This window comes from Luteolibacter ambystomatis (assembly GCF_018137965.1).
GTDB classification, from domain to species: Bacteria; Verrucomicrobiota; Verrucomicrobiia; order Verrucomicrobiales; family Akkermansiaceae; genus Luteolibacter; species Luteolibacter ambystomatis.
Map to the genome: position 1 here is coordinate 1,406,324 of NZ_CP073100.1, position 11,064 is coordinate 1,417,387.

Annotated in this window: 11 protein-coding genes; 8 read left to right on the top strand and 3 right to left on the bottom strand. The window is 61.3% G+C overall.

Features of this window, described 5'->3' with window-relative positions; translation table 11 throughout:
* The first annotated feature begins 95 nt into the window (after window positions 1-95).
* From KBB96_RS05430 to KBB96_RS05450, 5 genes are read left to right on the top strand one after another with little or no spacing between them, the layout of a single operon-like run.
* On the top strand, window positions 96-1,043 hold the full coding sequence (locus KBB96_RS05430) for a family 2A encapsulin nanocompartment shell protein (protein ID WP_211633202.1): 948 nt from the start codon (window positions 96-98) through the stop codon (window positions 1,041-1,043).
* Window positions 1,024-2,775 (top strand): cysteine desulfurase, encoded by a 1,752-nt coding sequence (locus KBB96_RS05435; RefSeq protein ID WP_211633204.1) that lies wholly within the window; start codon window positions 1,024-1,026, stop codon window positions 2,773-2,775. Before KBB96_RS05430 ends, KBB96_RS05435 begins: the two co-directional genes overlap by 20 nt.
* A gap of 5 nt (window positions 2,776-2,780) precedes the next feature.
* Window positions 2,781-3,317, top strand: coding sequence for a rhodanese-like domain-containing protein (locus KBB96_RS05440; protein ID WP_211633206.1), 537 nt, complete (start codon window positions 2,781-2,783; stop codon window positions 3,315-3,317).
* 32 nt (window positions 3,318-3,349) lie between these two features.
* On the top strand, window positions 3,350-4,300 hold the full coding sequence (gene epsC, locus KBB96_RS05445; protein WP_226373650.1) for a serine O-acetyltransferase EpsC: 951 nt from the start codon (window positions 3,350-3,352) through the stop codon (window positions 4,298-4,300).
* Between the two features lie 2 nt (window positions 4,301-4,302).
* Window positions 4,303-5,304 (top strand): cysteine synthase A, encoded by a 1,002-nt coding sequence (locus tag KBB96_RS05450; protein ID WP_211633210.1) that lies wholly within the window; start codon window positions 4,303-4,305, stop codon window positions 5,302-5,304.
* A gap of 11 nt (window positions 5,305-5,315) precedes the next feature.
* Here the strand turns inward: KBB96_RS05450 and KBB96_RS05455 are convergent, their stop codons facing one another.
* From KBB96_RS05455 to KBB96_RS05465, 3 genes are all read right to left on the bottom strand, one after another.
* A complete protein-coding gene (locus tag KBB96_RS05455) occupies window positions 5,316-5,639 on the bottom strand; it encodes a DUF3817 domain-containing protein (protein WP_211633213.1) in 324 nt (107 codons plus the stop codon).
* A 68-nt stretch (window positions 5,640-5,707) separates the two neighbouring features.
* Complete coding sequence (locus KBB96_RS05460; protein ID WP_211633215.1) at window positions 5,708-5,968, bottom strand: Z-ring associated ZapG family protein; 261 nt, start codon at window positions 5,966-5,968, stop codon at window positions 5,708-5,710.
* Between the two features lie 72 nt (window positions 5,969-6,040).
* Entirely contained in the window at window positions 6,041-7,966 is a 1,926-nt protein-coding gene (locus KBB96_RS05465) for a phospho-sugar mutase (RefSeq protein ID WP_211633217.1), read from the bottom strand.
* A 171-nt stretch (window positions 7,967-8,137) separates the two neighbouring features.
* On the opposite strand from KBB96_RS05465, the gene KBB96_RS05470 reads away from it, so the two are divergent.
* The 3 genes from KBB96_RS05470 to KBB96_RS05480 are packed head-to-tail and all read left to right on the top strand — an operon-like array spanning window position 8,138 to window position 10,892.
* On the top strand, window positions 8,138-8,749 hold the full coding sequence (locus tag KBB96_RS05470) for a hypothetical protein (RefSeq protein ID WP_211633220.1): 612 nt from the start codon (window positions 8,138-8,140) through the stop codon (window positions 8,747-8,749).
* A 59-nt stretch (window positions 8,750-8,808) separates the two neighbouring features.
* Window positions 8,809-9,690 carry a class I SAM-dependent rRNA methyltransferase gene (locus KBB96_RS05475; protein ID WP_211633223.1) on the top strand — a complete coding sequence of 294 codons (882 nt, stop codon included), beginning with the start codon at window positions 8,809-8,811 and terminating at the stop codon, window positions 9,688-9,690.
* A 29-nt stretch (window positions 9,691-9,719) separates the two neighbouring features.
* Window positions 9,720-10,892, top strand: coding sequence for a lanthionine synthetase LanC family protein (locus tag KBB96_RS05480; protein ID WP_211633225.1), 1,173 nt, complete (start codon window positions 9,720-9,722; stop codon window positions 10,890-10,892).
* The last annotated feature ends 172 nt before the right edge of the window (window positions 10,893-11,064 follow it).

Here is an 11,064-nt window from a genome sequence, read left to right on the forward strand (position 1 = left end):
GGACGGCTTTCGTCCGCCGGGTTTTCGCGTCCGTCCGTTTCTCCTCCGCGCGGCCGTGTGCCCGCATGTCTCCATCCCATTGATTGCATCTCTCCATGAGTCCACAGCCCCAATCCTCCGCTCCCTTGAGCCTGAGCGCCCAATCCGCCCGCAACCTCGCCACCGCGACCGTCACCCCGCCGCAGTGGGATGAGATCACGCCGCGGTGGCTGCTGAAGCTGCTGCCGTACGTCGATGTCGACGGCGGCGTCTATCGTGTGAACCGAGTGAAGCAGAAGGAGGGCGCGCCGACGCTCGACCTGCTCACCGTCGATGACGGCGAACCGAAACTCCCCGCGACCTTTGTCGACTACGAGGAAGATCCGCGCGAGCACCATCTTAGTACGATCCAGACCGTACTTCACACCCACACCCGGATCACCGATCTCTACAGCAATGCCATCGACCAGCTCCGCGAGCAGGTGCGCCTGACGGTGGAAGCCGTAAAGGAGCGCGAGGAATGGGAGCTGCTGAACCATCCGCAGTTCGGCCTGCTCCATGAAGTGGCTCCGGAACAGGTGATCAAGACCCGCAGCGGTCCGCCGACGCCGGATGACCTGGATGAACTGCTGGCGAAGGTATGGAAGAAGCCCGCTTTCTTCCTCGCCAATCCGAAGGCCATCGCGGCATTCGGCCGGGAGGCCACCCGCCGTGGCGTGCCGCCGCCAACCGTGACCCTCTTCGGCTCGCCGTTCATCACCTGGCGCGGCATCCCGCTCATCCCGACCAGCAAGATTGCGGTCGATGATTCCGGAAAGACCAGCTTCCTGCTGGTACGCGTCGGTGAGAACCAGCGCGGTGTCGTTGGTCTCCAGAAGGCTGGTGTCACCGGTGAGATCGAACCCGGACTCTCCGTGCGCTACATGGGAACCGACGAGCGGTCGCTGGCCTCACATCTGGTGACGCGCTACTTCTCCGTGGCCGTGCTGGGCGAGGATGCCATCGCGCGTCTGGACGATGTCTTCATCGGGAACTACCATGAGTATGTCTATCCCAAGGCTTGAGCTGCCCGGCTCCGGCAGTCCCGTGCCGGGAGATCCTTTCGGTACGGAACTGATCGGTCGTCTGGCCAATGAGTTTTTCCGCGAAGACTTCCAATCTCCGGTACAGGCTCCGGACTTGCCGTTGGTTTCCCGTGAGACCGTGGCGGAGAAACCGGAAGCCGGTTTGTCCGGTGGGTTTCCAACAGCAGCGTCGTCAGCCACGCCGCCTGTGCATCCCACCGTGGTGGGGGCGGCACCCGGGGATGTGGATGACTACGCGGACTCCGGCGGCCACGAGAGCGGCTCGGCGGATTCGTATGAGTTTGGCGAGCCGCGTTCGTATGCGGACGGCCTGCATGGTCACGTGGCGGAGTCGCGTGGCCGGGATCTGCCCGCGGACCGGAATTGGCGGCCGGAGCCGGAACCGCCCGCGTCTGTTCCCGGTGCGAATGAAACGCAGTACTATTTCCTTCAGGGAGTACGGGATCTATCCGCGCCAATGACGGAAGAGGCCGTTGCATCAGGAGTCGCCGGGTTGAGTCCTTTCGATGTCAGCGCGATCCGGAAGGATTTCCCGGCGCTGCATCAGCGGGTCAATGGTCGACCTTTGGTGTGGCTGGACAATGCCGCCACCACGCACAAGCCGCATGCGGTGATCGATGCGACCTCGTCATTCTATTCGCGGGACAACTCGAACATCCACCGTGCGGCGCACCAGCTCGCGGAACGTTCGACGGCGCTTTTCGAGGCGGGGCGTGAGAAAGTACAGCGTTTTCTGGGAGCCGCGGACAAGCACGAGATCGTGTTCCTGCGAGGCACCACGGAAGCGATCAACCTGATCGCGAACAGCTACGGTCGCCAGAACATCGGAGAGGGTGACGAGATCATCCTCACGACACTCGAGCACCACGCGAACATCGTGCCGTGGCAACTGCTCGCGCAGCAAACGGGCGCGGTGATCCGGGTGGTGCCGATCAATGATCGCGGGGAATTGATTCTCGAAGAGTTCGTCCGCTTGCTGAATCCGCGGACGAAGATCGTCTCCATCACCCACGTTTCGAACGCGTTGGGAACGGTGAATCCGGTGGAGCAGATCATTCAGCTCGCGCACGCTCATGGCGTGCCGGTGGTGGTGGATGGCGCGCAATCGACGCCGCACATCCCGATCAACGTCACGGCGTTGGATGCGGATTTCTTCGTCTTCTCCGCGCACAAGATCTTCGGTCCCACCGGCATCGGCGCGCTGTATGCGAAGCGGCACCTGCTGGAAGCCATGCCTCCATGGCAGGGCGGGGGACACATGATCAAGGATGTGACCTTCGAGCGAACGATCTACCAGAGCGTGCCGGAGAAATTCGAAGCAGGCACTCCGGATATTGCGGGTGTGGTGGGTCTTGGTGCGGCCGTCGATTACCTGATGGCCTTGGGGATTCCCGCGCTGGCGGCGTATGAGCACTCGTTGCTCGAATATGCCATGGAGGCGCTCGCCACCGTAACTGGATTGAAGCCGATCGGCACCGCAGCCAACAAAGCCAGCGTGCTGTCGTTCGTGATCCCGGGAATTCCAAACGACAAGATCGCCCAACATCTGGACCAACATGGCATCGCGGTGCGGGCGGGCCATCATTGCGCGCTGCCCGCGCAACGTCACTTCGGTCTGGAGACTACGGTCCGGCCGTCGCTGGCATTCTATAACACGCACGATGAGGTCGATCTCCTTGTCGAGGTCCTGAAGAAACTCCCCAAGCGCTGACTCTCATGTCCTCCATTTCCCCCACCGGCCTCAAGCGTCTGCTGGACGATCAACCGGATGCACTCGTGCTCGATGTGCGGACGCCTGTGGAGTACGCGCAGATCCACGTGCGTGAAGCTCGCTTGGAACCTCTGGAAAAATTCGAATCCGTGGATTCCATCGAGCGTCTTGAATTGCCGAAGGACAAGCCGGTTTACCTTCTGTGCCGGTCCGGCACCCGTGCGGCGAAAGCGGCGGAAGCCCTTCGCAAAGCAGGCTACGATCAGCCGGTGGTCGTGGAAGGCGGCACTCTCGGCTGGATCCAGGCCGGACTTCCGGTCGAACGGAGCGAGAAGAACATCATCAGCCTGGAGCGGCAGGTCCGCATCGGTGCCGGTGCATTGGTCTTGTTGGGAGTGATCCTGTCCTTCGCCATCCACCCGGCGTTTATTGCCCTGTCCGCATTCGTTGGCGGCGGATTGGTATTCGCTGGCATCACCGACTGGTGTGGCATGGGACTGCTGCTCGCCAAGGCCCCGTGGAATCAACACCACGAACCATGAAGAGGGACAGCCACAGCCAAACTGAAGCACGGGTGGAACCGGACGAACAGACCCTGGCAATCCTCGATCACTCGTTCGATCCCTACGTGGTGAGTCTGCTTGCTTCCTACGAGAAGATGGGCGGACTGAACATCACGGACTCGCTCAACACGCCCTCGAAGCGGGCGGTGGGCGAGATCTGCCGTGATCTGCTGCAGATCCTGTTTCCCGGCTTTCACGACAATGACTCGGTCGCGGTCGGTTCGCTGGAAATGGTGACGCGCGCGCGGCTCACCAGTGTGATCGAACGGCTCGCGGATCAGGTGCGGAAGAGCGTGCGCATCGGCAATCCGAACGTGCCGACCGGTCGCACGCCGCCGATCATGCAGCGGTTTTGCAAGGCCCTCTCGGTGGTGCGCGAACTGTTGCGGACGGACATCGAGGCCGCGTATGCCGCCGATCCTGCGGCATCCGGTTACGATGAGATCATCCTCGCATATCCGTATATCGAGGCCATCGCGATCCAGCGTTTGGCCCATCGGCTCTACCGGCTCGGTGCGCCGATCATCCCAAGGATGATGACGGAGTGGGCGCACTCGCGCACCGGCATCGACATTCATCCGGGCGCGCGCATTGGTCTGGGCTTTTTCATCGACCACGGCACCGGTGTGGTGATCGGGGAGACCTGCGTGATCGGAAACCACGTGAAGCTCTATCACGGCGTGACGCTGGGCGCGCGCAGCTTTGCGAAGGATGATGCCGGGAATGTCGTGCGCGGCACGCGCCGACATCCGCATGTGGAGGATAACGTGACCATTTTCCCGAATTCCACGATCCTCGGTGGCGACACCCGCATTGGCGCGAACTCGACGATCGGAGCGAACGTCTTCCTCATGAAAAGCGTGCCGCCGAACACGCTGGTGATCTACGAAGAGAAGCAGTTGAGCTTTTACGACAAACTTGCGAAAAAGGTCCGTAGCAACGGCCTCGATTTTTCCATCTGATCATGAGTTCCTTTCCCTATCACGGCGTGGATGGCCACGTCGGCAATACTCCGCTCATCCGGCTGCGGAGGCTCTCGGAGCTGACCGGCTGCGAGATTCTCGGCAAGGCGGAGTTCATGAATCCGGGAGGCTCGGTGAAGGATCGTGCGGCGCTCGGCATCATCCTGGATGCCGAGGAAAAGAGCCTGCTCAAACCGGGCATGACGATTGTGGAAGGAACGGCGGGCAATACCGGCATTGGGCTCACCGTGATCGGTGCGGCGCGCGGTTGTCGCACGGTCATCATCATCCCCGAGACACAAGCGCCCGAGAAGATCACACTGCTGCGCACGCTGGGTGCGGATGTGCGGACGGTCCCGGCGAAGCCCTACAGTGATCCGGACAACTACAATCACATTGCCCGCCGCTTGGCCGAGGAGAACGGCTGGTTCTGGGCGAACCAGTTCGACAACACTGCGAATCGTCTCGGCCACTATCAAACGACCGGCCCGGAGATATGGAACCAGACGGACGGGCAGGTGACGGCGTTTTGTGCGTCGATCGGAACGGGCGGCACGCTGGGTGGAACGGCCCTGTATTTGAAGGAACGGAATCCTGCCATCACCACCATTTGTGCCGATCCCTATGGCGCGGCGATGTGGTCATGGTTCACGAACGGACACACTGATGAGGACGATGGCGACTCGGTGGCGGAAGGCATCGGCCAAAGCCGTGTTACTGCCAATGTCGCGGACATCCCGGTGGACAAGGCCTTCCGCGTGGATGACCAGACCGCGCTTGCGATTCTGATGCAGTTGCTGAGGGAAGAGGGGGTGTTCCTCGGTCTCTCCAGCGGGATCAATATCGGTGGGGCGGTCAGGCAGGCGCTGGAAGGCGGGCCGGGCCAGACCATTGTCACGATCCTCTGCGACAGCGGCCACAAGTACCAGTCCAAGCTCTACAATCGATTATGGCTGGCGGAGCAGGGACTGAACCCGGAGAAGCCGCTCGAATCGCTATTCTAACAGGGAAGCTCTCAGGCTCCTTCTCCGGCAGAAGGCTCGAGGGCCTTCAAGCGGCGGTCGATCAGGAAGGGGCCGAAGGGCAGCAGCGCGGCGATGAAGGTCATGGCCGCCTGGCGTGCGGTCAGAAGCTTGTCCCCCCAGGCTTGGAAGATCGCCAGCAAGAGGAGAATGAACAGCAGACCGTGGCACCAGCCGCCGTATTTCACGAATTGCGGCATGTGTGCGGCGTATTTCAGCGGCATCGCCACGCCGAGAAGGAACAGGAATGAAACGCCCTCGGCCATGCCGATGAGGCGCAGACGACCGATGGGACCGCTGAAACCGGAAGAATTCATGTCCGAAGAACGAAGCGAGGGCCGTGCGTTTGTCGAAGAAAATTCGGAAAAAGGATCGATACCCGGGTTCAATCCTTTTTGAGCTCCGCCAGTTTTTGCTCCAAGTCCGCGATGCGTTTTCCTTGGAGGCTCAAGGCCCGAGCCGCATTGAATCCGATGGTAAACAAAATGACAAACGCCATCCCGACCGGAACGCCATAGTCCGGATAGGGACGCGGGTTGACGTCATTCAAGTGGAAGAGCACGACCATTGCAAATGCGATGGCGGTTAGCGTCCCACCATAGATCGAGAAGATGAGAACTTTTCCGGAAAGGTCGCTCGAAGTCATGATCGCCTCCTAACGAAAACGGCAACCCCGCACAAGGGCTGCCGCTTTGACAAATCAGGGATTGCCGGAGCCTCAGCGCGTCTTCGAATCGTCCTCGATCCACTTCCACAGTGAATCGAGACCGGATGCGACCTTGGCCTTGGCTTCTGCGAGATCGCCGCCCGGGGCGGCCTTGCCGAAGAGGTAGAACTTGATCTTCGGCTCGGTGCCGGAGGGGCGCACGGCGAAGCTTCGGCCGTCTTCCAGATCGACGAAGATCATCTTTTCCTTCGGCAGCGCGTCGCCTTCCTGATCGAATAGATCGTGGGTGGCGAAGTCGCGGACCTTGGCGACCTTCACACCGTCCGCGGTCTGCGGAGGATTGGTGGAGTAGGAAGTGGCGAGAGCCTGGATCTTTGCCGCGCCATCGGCACCTTCCATGACGAGCGACTTGCCGCGCTCGAGGTGGTAACCGTACTGGGTGTAGATTTCATCGAGCAGTGCGACGATCGATTTGCCCACGGACTTCGCATAAGCGGCGACTTCGGCGAACATCACAGCCGCGCCGTTCGCGTCCTTGTCGCGCACGGAATCGGAGCCGAGGTAGCCGTAGCTTTCCTCGCCGCCGAAGATGAAAAAGCGCGAGTATTCCAAACGCAGCGCGCGCGTTTCCGCTTCCGAGAGGGAACGGTAGTCGCCGCCCTTTTTGTCCGCCGGGATGGCTTCCTCATACTTGCGGAGTTTTTCGGCGATGTATTTGAAACCGGTGAGGGTATCGACCAAGCCGATGCCGAAGCCGGTGGCGATCTCCGCCTGGAGTTCGGTGGTGACGTAGGTTTTGATGAGCACCGCGCGGTTGCGGGTGGTGTCGTTCAGCCAGCCGAGGTCGAAGGCGGTCTTCACGCGATACCACGCCATCAGTGAGCCGATCTGGTTGCCGGTCAGAAGCTGCATCTTGCCCGCATCATCGCGCACGGCCACGCCCATGCGGTCGCAGTCCGGGTCGGTGGCGATCACGATGGAGGCGTGCTCTTTCTCCGCGAGATCGATGGCCATTTTCAACGCCGAGGCGTTTTCCGGATTCGGCGAATCGACGGTCGGGAAACGCCCGTCCTGAATGTCCTGCTCCGGCACGGTGACGAGATCGAAGCCGAGGTCCTTCAGCATCGGCTCGATGATATGGCCACCAGTGCCGTGGAGGTTCGAGTAGACGACCTTGGTGGCTGTACCCTGCAGAAGTTGGGGCTGCATCAGCAGCGTCTTGAGGCGGGCGTGATAGAGCGCGTCGAACTCCGCGCCGAGGATGGTGAGCTTGCCGCGCTCGGATTCCGGCAGGGCGTCGTAACGCTCGCTGGCGATGGCGTTCACCTCGGTGATGATCGCGGTGGCGTGCGGTTCCACGATCTGGGCGCCGTCGTTGAAGTAGGCTTTGAAGCCGTTGTCGGTGGAAGGGTTGTGGCTGGCGGTCAGCACCACGCCGGCATCGGCGCGCAGCTCGCGGATGGCGAAGGACAGCTCCGGGGTGGAGCGGGGGCCCTCGAAGAGATAAGCGTCACAGCCGAAGTCGTTCGACACCTTCGCGCAGAACTCGGCGAAATCGCGGGAGAAGTGGCGGGTGTCGTGGGCGAAGACCAGCACCGGCTTGCGGTCCGCACCGGCGAAGCGCTTGGCGTAGGTGATCAGTCCGCGGACGGCGCGGCCGACGTTGAAGAAGTTCATCGTGGCGGTGCCGGTGCAGGGATATTCCGGGCGGTCGTTCGGGCCGCCCTTGCCCTGCTCGGCGGTGGTCACCACCTTGCCGATGGTCCGGCCGCGCAGGCCGCCGGTACCGAAGGCGAGGGTTTTGAAAAAGCGGTCGTTGAGTTCCGTCCACTCGCCCTTTTCCACCAGTTCCGTCACGGAGCGCAGGGCCACGTTCCCGGTAGCCCCGGCAAGGAGGGCTTCGATGTTGGTTTTGGCGGAGGCGAGAAGGTCGCCAGCAGCCACGGCCGATTCCAATTGTGCGGTGAGAGCGCTCATTCGCGCCCAGCATAGGACCGGCTCCGCTCAAATGGCAATGCCCGTGACAGAGGTAGGTCACCCGCTCCGGGAGTGAAATCCAACGGCGGAAGAAGACCCGCGATCGCGTGGCCGGAAACCGGGTGTCATGATTGACAAGATATCGGTTCCCGGATTGCTTAAGACATCCGAATGAAGGCTCTCCGCAAACTCACATATCCTGTGCTCGCCGCCGCTGGTTTTGTCTTGGCCGGGCAGACCGAGGCTGCGCTTGTTCTGGTGATCGACGTCAGCAACCCCGCCGCAGTGACCATCACGTCGACCTCGGCCAATTCCCAAACGAACTCGTCCCTGAACATCGGCTCGGACGGCATCACCATCCAGAATTTCTTCACCAGTGCGGCGAACTACGCCAGTTCCACGGCAGTGGTCGGCAACCTCGCTCCGACGGGGAGTGGATTCACCTACGCCCAATTGGGTACGTTCAACTTCGAGGCGAACAACGGCAATTTCACGGCTGGCAACGACCTGAGCATTTATGCCACAGGAGCTACGACGGCTGGATCGCAGGTGTTTTCCACCAGCACGCGGGCGTTCAATGGTGTTGCGATAGTCGATTTTTCCTCCACGCCAGGCGCGCTCCCGACAGCCGGGACCACCGGCAACGTCTACAGCGGCTATTTCCAGAGCGGAACCACCGGGCATGGACTGCTCATCGGGACTTTCCAAGTGGTTCCCGAGCCATCCCCGTTGCTGATTTGCGCTCTTGGATTGACCGTCGCCTGCGGAAAGCGCCGCCGCTGATTCGGGCGCGCTATTTCAGGCTGGATTGGGCGGGCGGTGGCATGCATGCAGGGCCGCCCATGCGAGACCTCCTCCACGCCGCCCTGAAGCGCCGCGCGCCGCTGCTCACTCCGGACACCGATGCGGTCCGGCTGGTGGATGCGGAGGGGGATGGGTTCCCGGATGTCTATCTGGAGACCTTCGCGGACCGCTGGCTGGTGTCCACGGCCCATGGCGGATTCCCGCGCGGGTTCGAGCGTCCGGACAAGGCGGTGTATTGGAAGCGCCTCGACCAGCATCAGAAGGAGGCGCCGGTTCACATGTCCGGTCCGTCCGTGGATGAGCCGTTCCTGATCCGGGAAAACGGGGCGGCCTTCGAGATCTCGTTCCAGTCCGGCTATTCGCAGGGGATCTTCCTCGACCAGCGCGACAATCGTGCCGAGGTCCGCCGCCGGATGCAGCCAGGCTTGCGCCTGCTGAATACCTTCGCCTACACCGGTGCCTTCTCGGTGGCTGCGGCGCTCGGTGGTGCGGAGACGACCACGCTGGATCTGTCCCAGCCGTACCTCGATTGGGCGAAGCGGAACTTCACTCACAACGGCCTTGATCCCGCAGGGCATCATTTCTGCAAGGGCGATACCTTCCACTGGTTGAAGCGCTTCGCGAAACAGGGCCGTCAGTTCGATGCCATCGTGCTCGATCCGCCGACATTCTCGCGTGACGAGAAAGGCAAGGTCTTCCGGGTGGAAACGGATTACGGCGAGCTGGCGAGCCTCGCCATGGCCTGCCTCGCGCCGGGTGGTTGGCTGCTGTGCTGTACCAACTGCCGCAAGCTGGATGACTTCGGCTTCGACCGGCAGATCCTCGCCGCTTCACCAAAGCGCCTGAAACTCCGCCACTCTCCGATGCCCGCGGACTTCATCGGTGATCCGTACTTGAAGTCGGTGTGGGTGGAGGGGTGAGGGCCCAAGATTGAAAAGTGGGATTGCTGATGAACGATCTGATCGCTGCCGCTGACTCCGTCTATTCCTTCATCAATCGCACGGCTGAGGAGGTGGCGGAGGGGTATCGTTGGAAGACGGTCGATTACACCGACCAATTCCAGTATCACTTCAATGTCTTCAACGGGGTGGGAGGAATCCCTCTTTTTTTACGGGACTATTACCTGCTCACAGGCAACACGCGGGCGCTGGAACTAGCCGAGGGGGCGGTGGCATGGGGCATTTCGGATAGCCCCGAAGTTTGCAACCATCAGCGTGGAGTCCAGTTGGGTAAAACAGGAATCGCCTCCGTGTGCCTTCACCTGGATGGCCTGTCGGGATCAGGGATACTGCATCCGTTCTGCGAATCCAATGCGGCTCATCTCCTCAGCGAGCCGGTGGGGCCCATCACGGACCTGCTCAGCGGTGAATCGTCCAATGGGTGGTTTCTTCTCAAATTGTGGAGAAGAACCGGCGCGGCCGTGTATCTCGAAGGAGCCAGCCGCTGCGCGCGCTGGATTTCGGAACAATTGATTCGCGATGAGCTTGGGACGTATTGCCTCGTGAATCCGGACGGCTCCTGGGGGCGTATTCCCTATGCAGGCCTGAGTCACGGCATCGCGGGTGTGGCTCATTTCTTCGCGTTGCTTTTCCAAGCGACCGGCGACGGGACGTGGAAGATGCTCGCTCACGAGTTGTTGGAAACTCTGGTTCGTCACGCGATCCCCGATCACGGTGGATTGAACTGGAGTATCAAGCTGGGGGAAAAGGAATTGGTCCGGTGTCAGCACAGCCACGGGGCATCCGGGATCGGTGTGGTGTTCGCAAAGGCTTCGGCGGCTATCGGGGACTTCGACTTGTTGGAAATCGCGGCCAAGGCGGGAGAGGCGGCATACCAATACGGGGATTTCCGCAACAATCCAACGCTATGCACGGGATTGGCCGGCAGTGGCGAATTGTTCGTGGAACTCTTCAAGTTTACCGGGGATGAAATGTGGTGGGATCGTGCCAAGGAGTTCTCGCGGTTGGCCATAGGTTACAAGGCCTCGTTGCCGGAGGGGGACTGCTGGCCCACCGATACCGCGGGTCTTTATTCCGCGGACTACGCTTATGGCGCTTCCGGCACCGGGCATTTTTTCCTGCGAACCCTGCGTCCGCTGGAGTTTGAGATGCCGCTGCTTTGACGTCGGCGTGGGTGGAGGCGTGATGCGAAGGAGTTGAGCCTTTAGGCGAGGAAGGTCTTGAGGGGGAGGCGGAAGCTCTGGAGATTTTAACCGTAAGAAGGCGCAGAGTTCGCAAAAAGGAAGAGTTCCGTTCGCAAGGTTCGTAGTTCCTCCTTCAGGAGGGCGTCTTGAG

Coding starts and splice junctions, on each gene's coding strand:
- KBB96_RS05430 (WP_211633202.1), top strand. CDS start 96: ATGAGTCCACAGCCCCAATCCTCCGCTCCCTTGAGCCTGAGCGCCCAA.
- KBB96_RS05435 (WP_211633204.1), top strand. CDS start 1,024: ATGTCTATCCCAAGGCTTGAGCTGCCCGGCTCCGGCAGTCCCGTGCCG.
- KBB96_RS05440 (WP_211633206.1), top strand. CDS start 2,781: ATGTCCTCCATTTCCCCCACCGGCCTCAAGCGTCTGCTGGACGATCAA.
- KBB96_RS05450 (WP_211633210.1), top strand. CDS start 4,303: ATGAGTTCCTTTCCCTATCACGGCGTGGATGGCCACGTCGGCAATACT.
- KBB96_RS05455 (WP_211633213.1), bottom strand. CDS start 5,639: ATGAATTCTTCCGGTTTCAGCGGTCCCATCGGTCGTCTGCGCCTCATC.
- KBB96_RS05460 (WP_211633215.1), bottom strand. CDS start 5,968: ATGACTTCGAGCGACCTTTCCGGAAAAGTTCTCATCTTCTCGATCTAT.
- KBB96_RS05465 (WP_211633217.1), bottom strand. CDS start 7,966: ATGAGCGCTCTCACCGCACAATTGGAATCGGCCGTGGCTGCTGGCGAC.
- KBB96_RS05470 (WP_211633220.1), top strand. CDS start 8,138: ATGAAGGCTCTCCGCAAACTCACATATCCTGTGCTCGCCGCCGCTGGT.
- KBB96_RS05475 (WP_211633223.1), top strand. CDS start 8,809: ATGCGAGACCTCCTCCACGCCGCCCTGAAGCGCCGCGCGCCGCTGCTC.
- KBB96_RS05480 (WP_211633225.1), top strand. CDS start 9,720: ATGAACGATCTGATCGCTGCCGCTGACTCCGTCTATTCCTTCATCAAT.